The organism is Pseudomonas sp. CBC3 (genome assembly GCF_037967085.1).
Taxonomy (GTDB): domain Bacteria; phylum Pseudomonadota; class Gammaproteobacteria; order Pseudomonadales; family Pseudomonadaceae; genus Stutzerimonas.
Genome location: NZ_JBANEO010000002.1, coordinates 797504 through 816958 on the forward strand (window position 1 = coordinate 797504; position 19455 = coordinate 816958).

General features: G+C 58.4%; 21 protein-coding genes and 1 tRNA gene. 9 read left to right on the forward strand and 13 right to left on the reverse strand.

The window, feature by feature from the left end:
- Positions 1-13 precede the first annotated feature (13 nt).
- A complete protein-coding gene (locus V6943_RS10875; RefSeq protein ID WP_340553466.1) occupies positions 14-1054 on the forward strand; it encodes a quinone-dependent dihydroorotate dehydrogenase in 1041 nt (346 codons plus the stop codon).
- Between the two features lie 90 nt (positions 1055-1144).
- On the opposite strand, the gene rmf is transcribed toward V6943_RS10875, so the two are convergent.
- Entirely contained in the window at positions 1145-1360 is a 216-nt protein-coding gene (rmf, locus tag V6943_RS10880; protein WP_021207445.1) for a ribosome modulation factor, read from the reverse strand.
- Between the two features lie 342 nt (positions 1361-1702).
- Here rmf and rlmKL point away from each other — a divergent pair, with 342 nt between their 5' ends.
- Positions 1703-3883, forward strand: a complete 2181-nt coding sequence (gene rlmKL, locus V6943_RS10885; RefSeq protein WP_197444613.1) for a bifunctional 23S rRNA (guanine(2069)-N(7))-methyltransferase RlmK/23S rRNA (guanine(2445)-N(2))-methyltransferase RlmL — start codon at positions 1703-1705, stop codon at positions 3881-3883.
- A 75-nt stretch (positions 3884-3958) separates the two neighbouring features.
- On the opposite strand, the gene dacB is transcribed toward rlmKL, so the two are convergent.
- Entirely contained in the window at positions 3959-5467 is a 1509-nt protein-coding gene (gene dacB / locus V6943_RS10890) for a D-alanyl-D-alanine carboxypeptidase/D-alanyl-D-alanine endopeptidase (protein ID WP_197444614.1), read from the reverse strand.
- A gap of 205 nt (positions 5468-5672) precedes the next feature.
- On the opposite strand from dacB, the gene V6943_RS10895 reads away from it, so the two are divergent.
- A complete protein-coding gene (locus V6943_RS10895) occupies positions 5673-6017 on the forward strand; it encodes a YggL 50S ribosome-binding family protein (RefSeq protein WP_197444615.1) in 345 nt (114 codons plus the stop codon).
- On the opposite strand, the gene V6943_RS10900 is transcribed toward V6943_RS10895, so the two are convergent.
- The 6 genes from V6943_RS10900 to V6943_RS10925 form a co-directional block, all read right to left on the reverse strand.
- Positions 6007-7101 (reverse strand): FUSC family protein, encoded by a 1095-nt coding sequence (locus V6943_RS10900; protein WP_340553714.1) that lies wholly within the window; start codon positions 7099-7101, stop codon positions 6007-6009. The genes V6943_RS10895 and V6943_RS10900 overlap by 11 nt on opposite strands.
- A gap of 5 nt (positions 7102-7106) precedes the next feature.
- Positions 7107-8438, reverse strand: coding sequence for a deoxyguanosinetriphosphate triphosphohydrolase (locus tag V6943_RS10905; protein WP_340553467.1), 1332 nt, complete (start codon positions 8436-8438; stop codon positions 7107-7109).
- Between the two features lie 144 nt (positions 8439-8582).
- The gene (locus tag V6943_RS10910) at positions 8583-8885 is read right to left on the reverse strand and encodes a hypothetical protein (protein WP_131648495.1); all 303 of its coding nucleotides are present in this window, start codon (positions 8883-8885) and stop codon (positions 8583-8585) included.
- Positions 8882-9262 carry a phage holin family protein gene (locus V6943_RS10915; RefSeq protein ID WP_340553468.1) on the reverse strand — a complete coding sequence of 127 codons (381 nt, stop codon included), beginning with the start codon at positions 9260-9262 and terminating at the stop codon, positions 8882-8884. The genes V6943_RS10910 and V6943_RS10915 overlap by 4 nt, the downstream gene beginning before the upstream one ends.
- 17 nt (positions 9263-9279) lie before the next feature.
- Complete coding sequence (locus V6943_RS10920; protein WP_340553469.1) at positions 9280-9681, reverse strand: DUF883 family protein; 402 nt, start codon at positions 9679-9681, stop codon at positions 9280-9282.
- Between the two features lie 228 nt (positions 9682-9909).
- Positions 9910-11196: an OprD family porin gene (locus V6943_RS10925; protein WP_340553470.1), complete on the reverse strand. Its 1287-nt coding sequence runs from the start codon at positions 11194-11196 to the stop codon at positions 9910-9912.
- 404 nt (positions 11197-11600) lie between these two features.
- Here V6943_RS10925 and V6943_RS10930 point away from each other — a divergent pair, with 404 nt between their 5' ends.
- The gene (locus V6943_RS10930) at positions 11601-11843 is read left to right on the forward strand and encodes a glutaredoxin family protein (protein ID WP_340553471.1); all 243 of its coding nucleotides are present in this window, start codon (positions 11601-11603) and stop codon (positions 11841-11843) included.
- A 193-nt stretch (positions 11844-12036) separates the two neighbouring features.
- Here the strand turns inward: V6943_RS10930 and V6943_RS10935 are convergent.
- The 3 genes from V6943_RS10935 to mobA form a co-directional block, all read right to left on the reverse strand.
- Positions 12037-12113: transfer RNA gene (locus tag V6943_RS10935), tRNA-Pro, on the reverse strand.
- Between the two features lie 101 nt (positions 12114-12214).
- Positions 12215-12436 carry a YgdI/YgdR family lipoprotein gene (locus tag V6943_RS10940; RefSeq protein ID WP_340553472.1) on the reverse strand — a complete coding sequence of 74 codons (222 nt, stop codon included), beginning with the start codon at positions 12434-12436 and terminating at the stop codon, positions 12215-12217.
- 54 nt (positions 12437-12490) lie between these two features.
- Positions 12491-13087, reverse strand: coding sequence for a molybdenum cofactor guanylyltransferase MobA (mobA, locus tag V6943_RS10945; RefSeq protein WP_340553473.1), 597 nt, complete (start codon positions 13085-13087; stop codon positions 12491-12493).
- A gap of 65 nt (positions 13088-13152) precedes the next feature.
- On the opposite strand from mobA, the gene moaB reads away from it, so the two are divergent.
- The 3 genes from moaB (at position 13153) to V6943_RS10960 (ending at position 16105) form a co-directional block, all read left to right on the forward strand.
- Positions 13153-13692 (forward strand): molybdenum cofactor biosynthesis protein B, encoded by a 540-nt coding sequence (gene moaB / locus V6943_RS10950; RefSeq protein ID WP_131648502.1) that lies wholly within the window; start codon positions 13153-13155, stop codon positions 13690-13692.
- Positions 13689-14903, forward strand: coding sequence for a molybdopterin molybdotransferase MoeA (locus V6943_RS10955; RefSeq protein WP_340553474.1), 1215 nt, complete (start codon positions 13689-13691; stop codon positions 14901-14903). Before moaB ends, V6943_RS10955 begins: the two co-directional genes overlap by 4 nt.
- 170 nt (positions 14904-15073) lie before the next feature.
- Positions 15074-16105 (forward strand): acyltransferase family protein, encoded by a 1032-nt coding sequence (locus tag V6943_RS10960; protein WP_340553475.1) that lies wholly within the window; start codon positions 15074-15076, stop codon positions 16103-16105.
- Between the two features lie 74 nt (positions 16106-16179).
- Here the strand turns inward: V6943_RS10960 and V6943_RS10965 are convergent, their stop codons facing one another.
- Positions 16180-16509 carry an I78 family peptidase inhibitor gene (locus tag V6943_RS10965; RefSeq protein ID WP_340553716.1) on the reverse strand — a complete coding sequence of 110 codons (330 nt, stop codon included), beginning with the start codon at positions 16507-16509 and terminating at the stop codon, positions 16180-16182.
- A 160-nt stretch (positions 16510-16669) separates the two neighbouring features.
- Here V6943_RS10965 and V6943_RS10970 point away from each other — a divergent pair, with 160 nt between their 5' ends.
- On the forward strand, positions 16670-17071 hold the full coding sequence (locus V6943_RS10970; protein WP_197444623.1) for a PA2779 family protein: 402 nt from the start codon (positions 16670-16672) through the stop codon (positions 17069-17071).
- A complete protein-coding gene (locus V6943_RS10975) occupies positions 17068-18018 on the forward strand; it encodes a PA2778 family cysteine peptidase (RefSeq protein WP_340553719.1) in 951 nt (316 codons plus the stop codon). The genes V6943_RS10970 and V6943_RS10975 overlap by 4 nt, the downstream gene beginning before the upstream one ends.
- 4 nt (positions 18019-18022) lie before the next feature.
- Here V6943_RS10975 and V6943_RS10980 read toward each other — a convergent pair whose 3' ends face one another.
- Complete coding sequence (locus tag V6943_RS10980; protein ID WP_340553476.1) at positions 18023-19306, reverse strand: NAD(P)/FAD-dependent oxidoreductase; 1284 nt, start codon at positions 19304-19306, stop codon at positions 18023-18025.
- Positions 19307-19455: the final 149 nt, after the last annotated feature.

The window sequence follows — 19455 nt, forward strand, 5'->3', positions numbered from 1 at the left end:
ATCTAGGCTGCGTATGTATAACCTGGCTCGCCAGCTGTTGTTCAAGTTCACCCCCGAGACGTCCCATGAATTATCGCTCGATCTTATCGGTGCAGGCGGTCGTCTGGGGCTCAACGCGCTATTGAACAAGACGCCGGCCGCGTTGCCGGTGCGCGTGATGGGCCTGGATTTTTCCAATCCGGTGGGGCTGGCGGCCGGACTGGATAAAAATGGCGAAGCGATCTGCGGAATGTCCCAGCTGGGATTCGGCTTCGTCGAAGTGGGTACCGTGACGCCGAGGCCGCAGCCGGGCAACCCGAAGCCGCGTATCTTCCGCCTGCCTGAGGCCGAAGCCATCATCAATCGCATGGGGTTCAACAACCATGGGGTCGATGCGCTGCTGGACCGGGTCGATGCAGCGCGATTCAAAGGCATTTTGGGTATCAACATCGGCAAGAATTTCGATACACCGGTCGAGCGTGCCCAGGACGACTACCTGATGTGCCTGGACAAGGTTTATCACCAGGCAAGCTATGTCACCGTCAACGTCAGTTCCCCCAACACGCCGGGACTGCGCAGTCTGCAATTCGGTGATTCGCTCAAACAATTGCTCGACGCGCTTCGCCAACGCCGCGAAGACTTGGAAATACTGCATGGCAAGCGTGTGCCGCTGGCCATCAAGATCGCGCCGGACATGAGCGACGAAGAAACCGTGCTGGTGGCCGAAGCGGTTTTTCAGGCTGGGATGGACGCGATCATCGCGACCAACACCACGCTGAGCCGTGAAGGCGTCGCGGGGCTTGCCCATGCCGACGAAGCCGGTGGGCTTTCGGGGGCTCCGGTGCGCGAGAAAAGCACCCATACCGTAAAGGTGTTGGCTGAAACCCTGGCTGGTCGTCTACCGATCATTGCGGTCGGCGGGATCACGGAAGGCCGGCACGCGGCGGAAAAGATCGAAGCCGGAGCGAGCCTCGTTCAGCTGTATTCGGGCTTCATCTACAAGGGGCCAGCATTGATACGCGAGGCGGTGGATGCCATCGCCGCGTTGCAATCAAGAAAGGAAGTGAATCGCTGATTGGTTGCCCGGAGGGGCTCCCTGAGGGAGCCCCGGGCTTCAAGCCCGCCGCCCGGGTGGGGCGTGCCAGTTGAGGTCGGTGTGATCGTGTCAGCCGACCGCGTGGAGTTCGTTCAGTCGATGAAGACCGGCGGCGCCGGTCAGACCATCCCAGTTGTCGCCGCGACCCTCCCGCCAGCCGTTAATCCAGGCTTGGCGTACTTCGGGATGAGAAAAAGGACAGAGGTCGCGAGATTTACCGTGTATGCCATGCTGATAACCGCGTAGAAATGCTCGTTCCATCGGATCACGCTTGAGTCTTCTCATTGGGTATTGCCCTCAGTGGTTGACTGGTGTTCCTGTTGACCTCATGGCGAGGTCGGCAGATAGACTGCCAGCGAAGTCCGCTGCCGGCGTGGCGGACATCTGCCGGACATCGTTGCGATGCCGGGCTGAGTCGAGTTCTAACCTAATGGCTCCGAGGCGGGAATGATCGTTTTGTCATAAGCAGGTAACCAAACAGTAGCGCTGCCCATAAGGCAGGCAAGACGCAGCTTTCCGGCGCCCCGTTGCGTCTGATTCGCAGTAAGCCAGTCCTGACTGCACCCCTATCGAACGAGATCCGGAACGGGAATCCCCACCGGTCGCCTACATTCTCTGGACCATGCCATGACCGATCGCTACGAACTCATCCTCACATGCCCAAAAGGGCTGGAAGGCCTGCTGCTTGAAGAAGCCACCGAGCTCGGACTCGAAGAGGCGCGTGAGCAGACCGCTGCGATCCGCGGGTTCGCTGGCATGGAGATAGCGTATCGGCTATGTCTCTGGTCGCGGCTGGCTAACAGGGTGCTGCTGGTGATCGATCGTTTCGCCACAGAAAACGCCGAAACGCTGTATGACGGCGTTCATCGGATCGATTGGTCAGAGCACCTGGAAGCGAGCGGCAGCTTGGCGGTCGAGTTCAGTGGCCACGGATCGGGGATCGACAACACTCACTTCGGCGCATTGAAGGTCAAGGACGCGATTGTCGATCGCCTTCGCACGGCCACTGGCGAGCGCCCTAGCGTCGACAAGTTGAATCCGGACCTGCGCATACATGTACGTCTGGATCGCGGTCAGGCGGTTCTTTCCCTGGATCTTTCCGGGCACAGCCTGCATCAGCGTGGTTATCGTCTGCAGCAGGGTGCCGCGCCATTGAAGGAAAATCTGGCCGCCGCGGTACTGATCCGCGCTGGCTGGCCACGCATCGCCGCAGCGGGCGGGGCGCTGACGGACCCCATGTGCGGCGTCGGTACTTTCCTCATCGAGGGCGCCATGATGGCGGCGGACATCGCGCCGAACCTGCGTCGCGAGCGTTGGGGATTCAGCGCCTGGCTTGGCCACGTTCCGGCCATCTGGAACCGCCTGCATGCCGAAGCGCAGGCGCGGGCCGAGGCGGGTATGGCCCGGCAACCGTTGTGGATACGTGGCTACGAGGCGGACCCGCGGCTAATCCAGCCGGCGCGTAACAATATCGAGCGCGCCGGGCTGGCTAACTGGATCCGTGTGTATCAAGGCGATGTGGCGACCTTCGAGCCCCGGCCCGATCAGAATCAGAAAGGCCTGGTGATCTGCAATCCGCCCTACGGCGAGCGTCTGGGCGATGAGGCGAGCCTGGTCTATCTCTACCAGAATCTTGGCGAGCGGCTGCGACAGGCCTGCCTCGGTTGGGAGGCTGCGGTCCTGACGTCGGCGCCCGATCTCGGCAAGCGCATGGGCATTCGCAGCCACAAGCAATACGCCTTCTGGAACGGTGCGTTGCCGTGCAAGCTATTGCTGATCAAGGTCGAGCTGGATCAGTTCGTCACTGGTCAGCGCAAAGCGTCCACTGAAAACAAGCCTGAGCAGGAGCCCGCCATGGAACTGGCGCGCCTCAGCGAGGGTGGCCAGATGTTCGCCAACCGCTTGCAGAAAAATCTGCGCCAGCTTGGCAAGTGGGCACGTAAGGAGGGCATCCAGTGCTATCGGCTATATGACGCCGACATGCCCGAATACGCCCTAGCCATCGATCTGTACGGGGACTGGGTGCATGTGCAGGAATATGCGCCGCCGCGCTCGATCGATCCGGAGAAAGCCCAGGCGCGCCTATACGATGCACTAAGTGCGATCCCGCAGGCACTGGGCGTTTCTCGCGAGCGCGTGGTGGTCAAGCGGCGCGAGCGTCAGAGCGGGACGCGGCAGTACGAACGCCAGGCCAGCCAAGGAGAGTTTTTGGAGGTCAGCGAGGGTGACGTCAAGTTGCTGGTCAATCTCACGGATTATCTCGATACCGGACTGTTCCTCGATCATCGTGCGATGCGCTTGCGCATCGCACGCGAAGCGGCCGGCAAGCGCTTCCTCAATCTGTATTGCTACACAGCGACAGCCACGGTACATGCGGCCAAGGGCGGTGCGCGCAGCACGACCAGCGTCGATCTGTCGAAAACCTATCTGGACTGGGCGCGGCGCAATCTGGCGCTCAACGGCCTGTCCGATCGGCAGCGTCTGGAGCAGGGCGATGTGATGGCTTGGCTGGAAGAGGATCGTGGCGAGTACGACCTGATCTTCATCGACCCGCCGACCTTCTCGAACTCCAAGCGTATGGAAGGCGTTTTTGACGTCCAGCGCGACCATATCGCTTTGCTCGACTTGGCCATGGCGCGGCTGGCAGCAGGCGGCACGCTGTATTTCTCCAACAACTTCCGCAAGTTCGTGCTCGACGCAGGTATCGCCGAGCGCTACGCCGTCGAAGAGATCACCAGTGCCACGTTGGACGATGACTTCCGTCGCAACAGCAAGATTCACCGTGCCTGGAAGCTCCAGGCGCGTTGAAGCTTTCGCAGAAGGTAATCGGCTCGCCGTTTCAGTCGAGCCCGTGCCGGCGGTGCCAGCCGCCGGCACGCCGAGTTAACGTTGCGCAGTGCTTTCGTTGCCTGGGCGGTTGTAGAGACTGACCAGTACCTGGTCCAACACTGAAGACGCGCCCCAGGGCCGGGGGTGATTGAGAATCGCGACGACTGCCCAGGTGTTGCCATCGTTGTCGCGGCTATAACCGGCGATTGCTCGCACGTTGTTCAACGTGCCGGTCTTGATATGTGCTTTGCCGGCGACGCCAGTATTACGCAGACGCTTGCGCATGGTGCCGTCAATCGCTGCGAGTGGCATCGAGGAAATGAATTCCGCGGCGTAGGGGCTCTGCCATGCAGCCTGGAGCAAGCTCGCCAGTTCCCGTGCGCTGACGCGTTCGGCACGCGACAGGCCTGAGCCGTTCTCGATGACCAGGTGCGGTGAAATCAGTCCCTTCTTCGCCAGCCACTGACGGATCACACGCTGCGCGGCCATGGAATCATCCGCGTCCGTTTCGTTGCGAAATTCGGCACCCAGGCTCAAAAACAACTGCCGCGCCATGGTGTTGTTACTGTATTTGTTGATGTCGCGAATGATCTCGACCAGATCCGGCGAGTAAGCACGGGCGATCATTCGCGCGTCGTCGGGTACCGGGGCGACGCGATCCTCACCGAGGATGCTGCCACCGAGTTCCTTCCAGATCGCACGCACGGCGCCTGCGGCGTAGCGTTGATGATCGAGTAGCGCCAGATAGGTTTGGCCGCTGCAGCCGGCCGGAAGCTTGCCGGTAACGACGACCGTAACGCCTTCGGCATCTTCGATCGGGTTGTAGCGAATATCGGGCCAGCCTGGGCACTTGGCCTTCGGCAGAGCCTGAATGCGATTGTCGATACGAACCGAGGCGATCGGTGGCTCGACGACGACGTTCACGTTGCCGGCATCGTTACGGGCGATGAAGCGAAGCGCCTTGAGATTGACCAACAGCGAGTCCGGTGCGACCAGGAAGGGCTTGTTCTTGTCATTGCCGTCGTCATCGAAGATCGGCAGGGCTGGCTGAACGAAGTGGCTGCGATCCAACACCAAATCCCCGGTCACGGTCTGCACGCCGTTGACGCGCAGGTCTCGTAGCAAGAGCCAGAGCTTCTCCATGTTGAGCTTGGGATCGCCGCCGCCCTTGAGATAAAGATTGCCATTGAGCGTGCCGTTCTCAATTGGGCCATCGGCATGGAATTCCGTTTTCCATTGATGATTGGGACCCAGCAACTCCAGTGCGGCATAGGTCGTGACCAGTTTCATGGTCGAGGCGGGGTTTACCGATACATCGGCATTCACGAACGTCGGGGTCGCGTTGGTGTTGAGCGGCAGCATGACGACAGACAGCGCGCTGCTCTCGATCTTGTTTGCCTTGAGTGCCTGCGCGACGCGCGGCGGTAGGGTCTGATTGATGGCTTCGGCATATACCGGGAATGCCAGCGGTAGCGTCAGTGCGGCGGCGGCGACACGGCCTAGAAATCTGCCGATTGCGCTGCCCCTATTGGCTGGGGCAGTTCTTGCGAGAATCAATGACATGGAGGTTCCCTACTACGTTCAGGGAAAATGGCGGGCCATTATGCCCGTGACCGAGAAGTGACGTACTTCTCATCCGACAAGCGTAGACGGCGATGTCGAGAGTCTGCAAAAAGACGATGAGCAGTGCGGCCTGATGCAATCGCACAAGCGCGGCGTTGCTGTTAGAGTGCGCGCCGTCATCTCGTTAGAAAAAAGGACCGATTCAATGGCTACCAATCGCTCGCGTCGTTTGCGCAAGAAACTCTGTGTCGACGAATTCCAGGAACTGGGTTTTGAAGTGACTCTGACCTACGGTGAGGGTCTTGATGCCAAGGCGGTGGACGATTTCCTCGAAGCCTTTCTGACCGAGGCCATCGAAGCCAATGGTCTGGGCTATATCGGTGGTGAGGATTACGGTTTCGTTTGCCTGGCCAGCCGTGGCTCGGTCAACGAAGAGCAGCGCGGTCAGGTCGAGGCGTGGCTCAAAGGGCGCAACGAGTTGTCCGAATTTAACGTAAGCCCGCTGATGGACGTCTGGTACCCGGAAAACGAGATCAACGCTAAGGCATGATCGAGTCGTTCTTGTCCTGATCGGTTGTGGCCGTTTGCCCGCGTTTGCGCAATGCAATCCGGGCAAACAGCCTACGCAGCAAATACACCAGCAACGTAACGGCTAACGCTACGCCCACGCCAATCACAGCGTTGATCAGGCGCAGTTGTGGTAATTCCCAGTCTTGCGCCAGGGTTTCGGCCAATAACAGGAAACTCAGGGTCGTCTGCAAGACGAAAAGCCCATAGTGATGTGCCTGGAACGCCCGGCTGAGCATGACCAGCGGCAGCATGATCATGACCATCATCGGCGGATCGGCCAGGCTGTGGCCCATGTAGATCAACACCGCCGCTGCACAAAGTATGCCGACCCCGGCCTGCAAAGCCCGAGCGAGGCTGCGTTGCAGATCCATCTGCAGCGTGGTGAAAACCGCCAGCGTCAGCCAGTAGCCTCGTGGAAGATCCGCAATGTTGACAATCAGACCGCCTGCGGCAGCTGCGATCATGTAGGTGAGTGCATGCAGTCGCCACTGGCGAATCGGCGTGCGCAGCGCTCGTCGGCGCAGCACTTTCATCAAGCTGAGCAGCCGCGGCATGTATGGCCACATGCGCAGGCCATGCATGCCGCGTAAGCCGAAGGCGAGCAGGGTCACCCAGAGACCGCCCAGCGCGAACAGAGCGGCAATCGCTTGAGGGTTGTTGAAATCGCCGATGCCGTACTGGCCCTGGCCAAGACAGAGACAGATGGCCAAGCCTATCCCGAGCTTGCCGGCCTCGCTGCCGTAACGTTGCAGCCATGCCAACAACAGACCGTAAAAGGCGAACAGGCCGAGGCTGATCAGTGGATGAGTCGCCGACCAGAACCCGAGGCCGGCGCTGCCGGCGCCAAGGGCTATCAGCAACAGCATTCGCAACATTCCGAGACGGTGTAGCGGATTCGCCTTGGCTGCCTGGAAGGCCCCGACCGTGGCCCAGAGAAAACCCGGATGGCCGCTGAACAGGCCGAGCAGGAGCGGCAACGCGCAGCCCAGGCCCGCCACGGCCGCCGCTCCCCAGGCGGGGCGGCCAGGCTGCCATCCGACGATCTTCCACAACGGTATTTTCATCTGGCTCACGTCGGGCTCGAGCGTCCAGTCATTTCGCCGGCCATCTCGGTCGCGTAGCTGTCGGTCATGCCGGCGATAAAGTCGATCATCCGAACGAATGACTGATACAGCGGCCAGTCGGGGTCTGGAGCATTGCTGCCAAGCAGATCCAATATGCGGCGATTCTTGAACGACGGCGTACGCCCGCCGTGTTGCTCCAGCGCCGCGCCACAGAAGGCGTTGAGCAGTATCTCGAGCGTCGTGTAGGCGCCGATCTCATGCAGCGTCTTGCGTTTGTCCTGAAAGATTTTCTGCCGCGCCAAGGCTTTGGCCTGTACCACGCATCGCTTGGCGGGGCCGTGCATATGCTCGACCAGATCCCCGGTGAGTTGGCCTGCCAGTAGTGCCTGTTGCTGTTCGACAAAGGCGCGTGCAGCTGCGTTGGTGAGGTGTTCGATAGCCTTGCCTCTAAGAATCGCCAGCTTGCGCCTGCGCGAATCGCCGGGGCCCAATTGCCGGTAGGTTTCCGGCAGATCTTCGCCCACCAGATCCAGCAGCAGCGCCTCGACCTCGGGATAGTCGAGCAGGTCCATTTCGAGCCCGTCTTCCAGATCGATAAGGCCGTAGCAGATGTCGTCCGCCGCTTCCATAAGATAGACCAGCGGATGGCGCGCCCATCGCTGTTCATCCAGCTTCGGTAGGCCGAGCTTCGACGCAATCTGTTCGAGCAGCGGCAGCTCGCTCTGATAGCAACCGAATTTGTGTTTCTTGTAGCCGAGCGCCTCGGCATGGCGCGATGTCCAGGGGTACTTGAGGTAAGTGCCGAGCGTTGCGTAGGTCAGCCGCGTGCCACCATCGAACTGATGGTATTCGAGCTGTGTAAGCACCCTAAAGCCCTGTGCGTTGCCCTCGAAGTTGAGAAAGTCGGCTCGCTCGGCGTCGCTCATGTCATCGAGCCAGCCCCGCCCCGCGGCCTGCTGGAACCAATGTCGAATGGCATCTTCGCCAGAATGTCCGAACGGCGGGTTGCCAATATCATGCGCGAGACACGCCGACTGAATGACCATGCCGAGATCCGCCGGACTGCACCATTCCGGCAGGTCTTCGCGCAGAACTTCACCCACGCGCATGCCGAGTGAACGCCCAACGCAGCTAACCTCTAGCGAATGGGTTAGGCGGGTGTGGATGTGGTCGTTACTTGAGACCGGATGCACCTGGGTCTTGCGACCAAGCCTGCGGAACGCGCCGGAGAAGATGATCCTGTCGTGATCCTTGTGGAATGGACTTCGACCAAGTTCTTCATTGCTGTGGACGGATTTCCCGAGCCGTTCACGATTGAGCAGGGTGTTCCAGTCCAAAGAGCAACTCCTTGTGATGCCGTCAGTGGGGACCAATAGGCCAAGCGGCGCCATTCCGTCAGCGAGAGCGCATCATGCCGGGAAAATGTTCGCGCACAGGCAGCAGCCTACCGTATTTCGTCACCGCTAGGCGCTGCCACACCACTAATGCCGCAGCTTGCGAATCACCGGATACAGAAGGAGACCCAGTCGCGCAAGTTTGCCAACTTTCCCCAGGCGACGTCCGAAGAGCGTCATGGCCAAGGTTGCGGCAACCATCAGGGGTGCTTTTGGTATGTGCTGATCGGCTCCGGTAGCTCTATTCGCCACCATCCCCTTGATTCGCTGGAATGGGTGAGCCAAGGGCTGAGAGTGGTAGAGGATTTGTTGCCGGTTCATTTCCATGCGCAACCGGATCAAATCCTTGCGCATGGTCAGATCGCTGGAATTACTGAGAGGCAGGCTCATGGCAGTAGACGCTCCCGATTGCGGGCCAATTCTTCGACCGTCGCCTGGAAGGGCGAAGCGCTCGCCTTGGCGAGGCGGATTGCACGGCTGATACATACCGCTAGTACAACCGCGTATGTCGCACAGAGAATCAGAATCGCCGCGATAGGGTTGCTATCCCAGAAGGCGATCACGATCGCCGCCGAAAGCCCTACCAGGATCAGCAAACCGAGTATCAGACTGATGCTGGCCAGCAGAAACAGTTTGAAGACCCGTACCCGCTCTTCCTGTAGCTCTATTCCGACAAGCTCCAGATGCCCCTGGATGAGGCCGGCAAGCGCGTTGCCCATCTTTTTGATGGAGGGGGCAGGGGCCTCATCGGAATACTTGGTTTCCATTGGATCGGTTCCCCACATCAGCGGCGGGTAATCAGGCCGAAGAGAAAGCCGACCCCAGCCGCGATGCCCAGCGACTGCCAGGGGTGGGTGTGGACATATTCCTCGGTGCACTGAATAGCCGCCTGGCCTTGCTCACGAAGCGAGCCTTCCTGCTCCTTGAGCATCTGCCGGGCGCGGGTCAGGTTCGCGTTGATCTTGCCGCGCAACTCTTCGGTCTGGGTGCCTGCGGTGTCCTGCGTATGTTTCAGCAGACGCTCCGTATCGCCGATCAACGTATGAAACTCATCGATGAGCGCAGCCTGAGCGGCTTGAAGGTTGCGGCGATGTGCGGATTTATCGAACAGGGGTGCGGAGGTTCCCATGGTTGCGTCGGGAATCGGGGTGTTGTCATTGGTGCCGAAAGTCGATTCGGTAGACATCTGCAGCTCCTCTTTTAATCGCGCAGGGACGACAGGTCCCGGTGCCTAGAGTTTTCGAGCATGGTGTCGGCGCAAGGTTCCCGTTTCGGTTAGTCAATTCGCGTTGTGATCGAATTAAGGCCCGCTTGCCAGTTTCAGATTGGCTTCGCAGTAGTGTGGGATGTCAGAAAAAAGAAAACCCGCCGAAGCGGGTTTTCTATCTACTGCATTTGCATGCGGTAGCCGCTATTACATCAGCGGGATGGTGTAGCTGACGATCAGACGGTTTTCGTCGATATCGTTAGCAGTACCATTGCTGCGGAAAGTAGCGTTGCGCCATTTCAAGTTAAGGTTCTTCAGCGCGCCTTCCTGGAAGGTGTAACCGATGTCGGTGTCGCGCTCCCATTCTTTGCCTTCCGATACGCCGGCGCGCTCGAAATTATCGCCAGTAACGTAGCGGGTCATGAACGTCAGGCCAGGAATGCCGATAGAGGCGAAGTTGAAGTCATAGCGAGCCTGCCAAGACTTCTCGTCGGCCTGAGCGAAGTCACCGATCTGTACGAAGTTAACCAAGTAGGGGTCAATATTGCCGCCGACATAGGCGAAGCCTGTGTCACCGGACATTTTCTGATAACCCAGACCGAAGCTATGGCCGCTGAGCGAGTAGGTGACCATAGCGCCGAAGGCTTTGTTGTCGACGTTAGTGTTGCCGTCGTCCGTAGAGCGCTGGTAGCGCAGGTCGGTCTTCAGCGACTGGCCTTCGGCGATCGGCAGCACATGAACAAGGTTCAGTGCGTGCTGCTTGTAGAACTCTTCCAAGTTGCTGTAGTAGTAGGAAGCGCTCAGGTCCTTGGTCACTTTGTAAGTGCCGCCGAGATAAACGAACTCGTCGGATTCTACATCGGTAGTACCAGTAATGCTTTTACCGGACGTATTGACGACCATGTCTTCATAGTTGGTCGAGTTCCGGTCATTGATTTGGTCAACGTAACCCAGGTCCAGAGTCAGGCCATCGATTTCGTTGGAAACCAGCTGGGCGCCACGCATCGCGGCCGGCAGCAGACGGCTATCGCTGGTGGCAATAGCAGGGTTCTTCAGCTGCAGAGTACCGACTTTCAGAACACTCTTGGATACTTTGGCCTTTGCAGTCAGACCCAGTTGGGAATAATCATCCGGTGCGCCGGAGTCGCCGACCGGCAGAAGACCTGTTCCTGTACGACGATCGACGCCGCTTCCGCCCGAATCTAGTTTTACGCCAAGCAGGCCGAGCGCATCGACACCAAAGCCTACGGTACCTTCGGTGTAACCCGACTCAACACGGAGCAGGAAGCCTTGCGCCCATTCGTCTTGCTTGGATTGAGTAGGGTTTGTTGCCGAAGTCCTATCTTGGCGATAGTCACGGTTGTAATAGAAGTTACGCAGTTCCAGGCTGGCCTTGGTGTCTTCGATGAAGGCGGCTTGAGCCATGGTAGGGATAGCCAGTGTTGCTCCCAGAGTGGCGAGTGCCACGCCCCGGGCGATTGGGGTCTTGAGCATTTCTTATTTCTCCTCGTTGGATGATGCTCTGAAGTCGCTCTTTACGGCGCTGTGCAATAAAGCACTACATAGGTATTTCAGCCTTTAGACCTTAGTCTTTGAGGCGAGAGTGCGAAAGTGCCGGTTGAACTGATCGGTAGTTGCTTTACGTTGATTTGATGCAAGCATCAATCGCTACCGATACGCACGAACACTATTCGGCCCTACAGCTCTGTGGCCGCTTGGGTTCGCGCATCCTAGCCGTTTGCCGGCCTCGCGTCGATTCCCTAAACCAAACCATCGTTTGACTGGGGTAGAGATCACACTTTCTCGTTCGTTACGCCAAGGAATGAGGTCGGCTAGCGGCAGTCGGATCAGGGCGAGGCTGCTAGAATTGCGTGCAGCCAGTTTCAATGAGCGCACTTATGTACCTTCCTGAATGCCAACTATTTGGAACGTTGGGCTGCCATCTATGTGAGCAGGCCGAGGCAGTAGTGTTGCCGTTGGTGGAGCGTGGTCTGCTGGTGGAATTGATGGATATAGCGGACAGGCCTGAATGGGTCGACGACTATGGGCTGCGTATACCCGTGCTCCGGCGAGTCGATACGGGGGCTGAGTTGGATTGGCCATTTGAAACCGAACAGGTCGTCTGGTTTCTGCGTCAATAAGCCGTTGCGCCTGGGCAATTGCAGCGATAGATGGCTTGGTTAGGGCGCTGGGTTAGATAGTTGTTACCGAAACGGCAGGACGCCATGTTGGCGAATCCTGGCTGCTCGAATCGAGATAACGAAATGAAATCTGGAAAACAAAAAACCGGCCATTAGCCGGTTTTGTAATCAGACTGTTTCCAATATCGGGATTTGGTCGGAGCGACTGGATTCGAACCAGCGACCTTCTCGTCCCGAACGAGACGCGCTACCAAGCTGCGCTACGCTCCGAAGATGGCGCGCATTTTACATAAAAACTTTTGCTTCACAAGAGGTTAGAACGGGCTTTTTGGTGGTGCCCGGCAAGCAGCCTGGCACCAGAAGGGTGGTCGTCAGAGTTCCTTGACAGTACGAACCTGATCCTTGTTGACTCTGCCCGGCTTGCCGTCGATGCTTTCGTATTCATAGAAGCCAGCTTCATCGTCGTACTGGGGATGGTCCAGTGTTTGGATCTCGCGGCCATCGTTCAGGGTGATGACGCTGGGGTTCGAGCAGCCCGCTAGCAGGGTCAGTCCGACCAACAATGCCAAGGCGGGTCCGGTTGCTGCGCGCATAGTGCTTCTCCTCTTGGTTAGTTGCGTTTGTGACGGCGTTCGAGGGCGCTAAGTTCAATCTGGGGGCTTTTGCTCCGAAAGCAGTTCGGGTGAGTTCAGATTGGCAAGCCGAGGATCATTCTCATTAAGATCGAGAGCGCGGGATTGTAGGCTCAGCAGTATCTTGCGATTGCTTCGCTCGCCGGCCCGCCAGGCCTCCTCGATTGCAGAAGCAAGCCTGATCGGGATGACGCAAAACAGCGGTTCCCATTGCTCACCTCGCCGAACCATCACGGGAACGTTTGGTTCCGCTCGAGCCGCTGCATGCAGGCCTGCGAGCAGTGAGTCATCGATCAGCGGTGCGTCGCATGGCACTACCAAGAGCCAGCGATGACGAGCCGCCGCGAGGCCGGCGCGTATACCAGCAAGTGGTCCGGGAAAGTCCGGCTCGTCGTCGCTAACCACTCGATCCGCGAAGGCTGCGTATCGCTGGTGGTTGCGGTTGCAGGAAACAAGCAGATCATCCGTCAATGCCCGTACGATCCGATGCTGCCAGGCTATGAGCGGCTCGCCATGCCACTCGACCAAACCTTTGTCCTGGCCTCCCATCCGCTGCCCGCGACCACCCGCTAGCAGCAGGATTGAGCAATCGGCAAGCATGCTTTGTTGCATCAAGGGCTCCATTAAAAGCTTGTGATATAACACCCGGCATTCAGACCAACAACCGGAATGCCGCCATGAGCCACCTTGCCGATCAATCATTTGTTCCGCTGAATATCGCTGTCCTGACGGTCAGTGACACTCGCTCGCTGGAAACCGATACCTCAGGGCAGTTACTCGTCGACCGTCTGCAGGCTGCTGGTCATCGGCTCGCTTCGCGTGTGCTGCTCAAGGATGATCTGTATCGGATCCGAGCGCAGGTCGCGAGCTGGATCGCCGAAGATATGGTGCAGGTCGTATTGATCACTGGTGGCACTGGCTTTACAGGTCGCGACAGTACGCCGGAGGCGGTTGGATGCCTACTGGACAAGCAGGTCGATGGCTTTGGCGAGCTGTTTCGCCAGATATCGGTAGGCGATATCGGCAGTTCGACTGTCCAGTCGCGCGCATTGGCTGGATTATCGAATTCGACCCTTGTCTGCTGCCTGCCGGGATCGACCAATGCTTGCAGAACCGCCTGGGACGGCATTCTCGCCGAGCAACTCGATGCGCGTCATCGTCCGTGCAACTTCGTGCCGCATCTCAAGCAGGCCGAGCCATGCGAGAGCCGCTCATGACATTGACCGACTCGCCAGCGCTGATGCCTGTAGAACAGGCGCTCGACGCTTTGCTCAGGCAAGCGGAAAGCACTGCAATCAAGGACGTCGAGAGCGTTTCGATCGAGGATGCGGTTGGACGAATACTGGCCGAGCCACTGGTTGCGCAACTGGATTTGCCACCCTGGCCGAACAGCGCAATGGATGGTTACGCCATCCGCGAAAGCGATCTTCGAGGGCAGCCGCTTCGGGTCAGTCAGAAGATCTTCGCCGGTAGCCAGCCTGAGCCTTTGGAGGCCGGCAGCTGTGCGCGGATTTTCACCGGCGCGCCGATGCCGGACGGCGCTGATAGCGTGGAAATGCAGGAAAACGTCGAGCTGCTCGACGATGGCCGAGTGCGCTTCCTTGAGCCGGTGAGGCGAGGGCAACACGTTCGTCCCCAGGGTGGCGAGGCGCGAACGGGAGATGAGGTACTAGCAGCCGGCGCTCGGCTGGGGCCTATCGAGCTGGGGCTCGCTGCGTCATTAGGCGTGTCGCGGCTGAGCGTAAGCCGAAAGCTCAAGGTTGCGCTGCTGTCCACGGGTGACGAGCTGGTCGAGCCGGGTGAAACGCTGCAGCCGGGACAGATCTACAACAGCAATCGCATGCTGTTGCGTCGTTGGCTGCAACGCCTGGGATGCGAGGTTATAGACGCCGGGATCGTGCCGGATGATTTGGTAAGGGTTCGCCAGTGCCTGGCGGATCTGCATGAGGTCGATCTGATTCTCTCTACCGGAGGCGTTTCGGTTGGTGAGGCTGATTTTCTCGGGCAGGTGCTTCGAGAAGAGGGCGAACTGTCGCTCTGGAAGCTGGCCATCAAGCCTGGCAAACCCTTGACTTGCGGAAGTTATCAAGGTGTTGCCGTCATTGGCTTGCCAGGCAATCCTGCCTCCACGCTGGTCACCTTTGGTCTGTTGGCGCGCCCTTATCTGTTGCGCCGAATGGGTGTGTTACAAGTCGAACCGCTGAGCTTTCAGGTTCCTGCGAACTTCGATTGGCCCAGGCCTGGCAAGCGCCGGGAATATCTGCGAGCGCGTCTCGAATCGGGCAAGGCAGTGCTGTATTCCAACCAGAGCTCGTCGATTCTGCGTAGTGCAGCCTGGGCGGATGGATTGGTCGAGGTGCGGGAGCACAGGCAACTGAAAGATGGCGATTTGGTGCCCTTTATCTCATTCGCCGAATTGCTCTGCTGAGTTCAACGCTCGCGCTTGATTCAGGCGCCGAAGTTGTGCCGCATTCCGTCGGGAATAGCAGCGGCTCGGCGCCTACATCAAACGGATTGCATTTTCCCTTGTCTACCTTTCCCATCTGCGCCAGGTCTGGCTGCGATGTGTCTGGTATTACCGATAACAAGGAGAATGTGATGCAGGAGAGAAATGCCTGGGTCGATTACGCCAAAGCCATTGGGATCATTCTGGTTGTCTACGGACATGTCGCGCGCGGGGTGTTCAACGCTGGGCTGCCGATGAATGAAGATAACTATCTTCTCGTCGATAGCATCATTTACAGCTTCCACATGCCGCTGTTTTTCTTTCTATCCGGTTTGTTTTTTTACGATTCGCTGATCAAGCGTGGAAAGGCGGGATTGATAGTCAACAAGGTGGACACTATCGTCTATCCCTTCATCGTATGGTCGCTACTGCAGGGCCTGCTTGAGGTAGTGCTGTCGAACTACACCAACGGCGACGTGACGTTAGGGCAGGTGTTCTCGCTGCTTTGGTCGCCCCGTGCGCAGTTCTGGTTCCTCTACGCGCTGTTCCTGGTCTTCGTGGTGTGTTCCTTTATCTACGCCAAGGTCGATCGCCGTTATTTCCTTCCTGTATTTCTGGCCTTCGGCGCGCTTTATGTCTTCAAACAGGATTTGGCGATGGGGAACATTGGCCGATTCATCTTCGGCAATGCGGTTTTCTTCGCGCTAGGCGTGTGGTTCAACGAAATAAAGGCGTTTTTCCTGGCCCGTTATGTTTCGCTCACCTTGCTGTTCGGCGCGTTATTCCTTGCTGGCCAATATTTGTTTCACATCACCTTCGGCTTGAATTGGGAAATAGGCGGCTTGCCGGTACTTGTATTGGCGACCGTTTCTATCTTCTTCGTGATCGCGCTGTCGATGTGTCTGGGCCAGGTCCGCATCGACTGGCTGCTGTTCATCGGGGCTTCTTCGATGACTATTTATCTGGCGCATATTCTGGCCGGAAGTGGAATTCGAGTCATCCTGAGCAGCTTTATGGGTATTGATTCGATCCCAGTGCATTTGGTGGTTGGCACTCTGGTCGGGCTACTTGGGCCGTTGCTGGCTCAGATCATCATCAAACGATATGACCTTTATTTCCTGTTGACCCCGCCCAAGCCTCTGTCAGCGACCGGCCTGCGGACACGCAGGGCAGTGGCTCAGTAGCGGTACGCTATACCAGCGCAGTTGCCATGCCGATCATGGCACCTGCGCAGCCATACACCGTGGCTATGGTCGGATCAGCCGCAGCTAACTCGCTGCACTGTTAGTGCCTCGTCTGTCGTAAGCGTTAAACGATGCGCGTTGTATTCCAGCGTGACGATGTCCCCGGGGCGAATGATGCGAGCGACCGAGGCCCCGCTTTCGCGACGGGCCCGATCGAGCAGTTCCGGACTCGCCTGTTCTCCAACAAGCTTCTCCACGACGGATGTATCGCATCGGTCGGCTGAGCCGTGAGGCGAATGTGCAGGCTCGGGTGATGATGATTGGCAACCGGCCAGAATGGTGCAGCACAGCGTCAGCGTTATCGAACAGGTAGTTTTCATGCTTTTTCCTTGTTTTGGGAGCATCACGTCGTTTGGCACGATGTGTGTAAATCCGTGGTAGGTAAGTCGAACGTTTCTGTCTGCGAAACCATAACGCTCAAAGGGAACTGGCGGAACAGAGGCGCCGTCTTACTCCTGACGGCCCGAGCACACTACGCTGGGCTAACGAATAAGGAGTTCCGCCATGTTCAACTCGTCCGTGATGAAGCGTGTCGCCACACTCTTGGCCGCGTTGCATTTCATGCTGTTTGCACAGATTCCGCTGGCCCAGGCAACCATGATCGGCACCCCGGAGGTTATCGCCGAGCAACAACAGCAGGTGGATCGCCAGCAATTGCTGACGATGCTTGAAGATGAAGACGTTCAGAAAAAGCTGGTGTCGATGGGCGTCGAGCGGGATCAGGTCGAGCAGCGAATCAACAGTCTGACACCGGCGGAACTCGCACAATTCAATCAACAACTGGATCAGGCGCCTGCCGGTGCCGGAGTGGTTGGGGTCATCGTTCTGTTTCTGGTGATCTTCATCATCACGGACATGCTGTGCGCCACCAATATCTTCAACTTCATCAACTGTATCAATCGTTGATCCGGCAGCTAATCTTGCTGTTGGTGGTAGTCCTTCTCGGGGCGTGCGCGCGGGCGCCGGTCATTCCGATCGGTTCCGTAGGGCTCCCCGAGCGGGTTGAGTTGGATGAGGTTCCTTTCTTTCCGCAGGAAGACTATCAATGCGGGCCGGCAGCACTTGCCACAATGCTTACCCAGCGTGGCGTTGCTACCGCGCCGGAAGATCTCGTTCCGAGGGTCTATCTTCCGCAGCGTAAAGGCAGCCTGCAGGTCGAAATGGTAGCCGCTGCCCGAGCGCATGACTTGCTGGTTTATCCGTTGGAGCCTCGGCTGGAGGCGGTGTTGGCCGAAGTGGCGGCGGGGAACCCCGTTCTGGTGCTGCAGAACCTTGCGTTTGATCGCTGGCCTCAGTGGCACTTTGCGGTCGTGGTGGGATACGACCTTGCGGCTCAGACTGTGGTACTGCGTTCCGGGACCACTCGACGCTGGACCGGCAGCTTTCATCAGTTCGAACGAAGCTGGGCCAAAGGTAAACGTTGGGCGGTAGTGACCGTGGCACCTGATCAGCTGCCTCGCACTGCCACGGAAACGGTTTGGCTGAGGGCGTCGAACGATCTTGAGCAAACGGATCATGACGATGCGGCTATGATCGCTTACGAGACCGCAGCCGAGCATTGGAACAGCGGGTTGGCCTGGTTTGCGCTGGCCAATGCTCGATATGCGCAGGGTGACAAACGTGCCGCCGAGCGAGCGCTGCGGACTAGTGTTCAGCGCGACGATTCCTTTGCTGCTGGCTGGTTCAACCTCTCGCAGGTATTGGCGGAGCAGGGATGCCCCGTGCAGTCATCCGCCGCTCGTGCATGCGCCGCACGACTCATGCCCGACGACGAGCGATTTAAGGCGGAGTTGCCTCAAAGGCGCGGCGAAGCGGCTGCCTGTCAGGAACCTCCGCCTTGTCCGGTGTTGTGATCGGTCAAAAGCCAATTCTGTCTCGCAGGCTGTAGTAGAGCGCGCCGAGCGCACTGAGCGGTGCGCTGAAAGTTTGTCCACCGGGGAACGGGTAGTGAGGCAGGCTGGCAAGGGCATCGAAGCGTTCAGCCTGTCCCCGTAAGACCTCGGCGATTACCTTTCCCGCCACATGGGTATAGGTGACGCCGTGGCCGCTGCACCCTTGGGAATAATAGAGGTTGTCATCGAGCCGGCCGACTTGGGGTAAGCGGGACAGCGTCAGCAGAAAGTTGCCAGTCCAGGCATAGTCCGTCTTGATGTTTTGCAATTGAGGGAACGTCTTGAGCATCTTGGGTCGGATGACCGAATCGACATCGGCTGGATCACGCGCGCCGTAAACCACTCCGCCACCGTAGATCAGGCGTTTGTCAGCGGAGAGGCGGAAGTAATCGAGCAAGTAATTGCAGTCCTCGACACAGTAATCCTGAGGCAGCAGGCTCGCCGCTAGGTCAGGGGCCAGGGGTTCGGTGGCGATGACTTGCGTACCGCAGGGCATGGATTTCGCCGCCAGCTCGGGAACCAGCGCTCCAAGATAAGCATTTCCGGCGATCACTACGAACTTCGCCGTCACCTGCCCGTTTGGGGTATGCACACGTGGGGTGCTTCCTCGTTCGATACGGATTGCCGGGCTCTGCTCATAGACAACGCCACCGAGCGACTCGATCGCCGCCGCTTCGCCCAGGGCGAGGTTGAGTGGGTGAATATGGCCGCCGCCGTGATCGAGCATGCCGCCGATATAACGATCGCAGGACACGACATTTCGAATGCCGTCGTGATCGAGCATCTCCAGCTGATCGTAACCGTAGCGTTCCCAGAGCGACTTTTGTGCTTCCAAATGACGCATCTGCTTGAGATTGAACGCCGCGAACACGCCTCCGTTTTTCAGGTCGCAATCGATGCCATAACGTGCGACTCGCTCGCGAATGATTCGCCCGCCTTCGAATGCCATCGCTCCGATCAGGCGCGCTTCGTCGCTCCCGGCGCTGCGTTCGACCGCGTCGATATCACGACTGTAGCTATTGACGATCTGACCGCCATTGCGCCCGGATGCGCCGAAGCCGACTTTCGCTGCCTCCAGAACGACGACCCGAAAGCCTTGCTCCAGCAGGAATAGTGCGCTTGACAGTCCTGTATAGCCTGCGCCGATGACGCAAACATCAGTTTCGATACTGCTGTTCAGGGCATCGCGCGCGTTTGCTGGATTCGCCGAAGCTGCGTAATACGATGACGGGTACGGGGTGTGCGACATTCTGAGTGTCCTGTTCCGAATATTTGACGAGGATGCTAGCGCTGCCGGAACCGCGATGCCATATCAAAGAGCGGAGGGCGTCCCTGGTTTCTAAAAATATCAGTGGTTTAGCTAAAAAGCGCTTGACTCCCTCCGGCGGATCTCTAGAA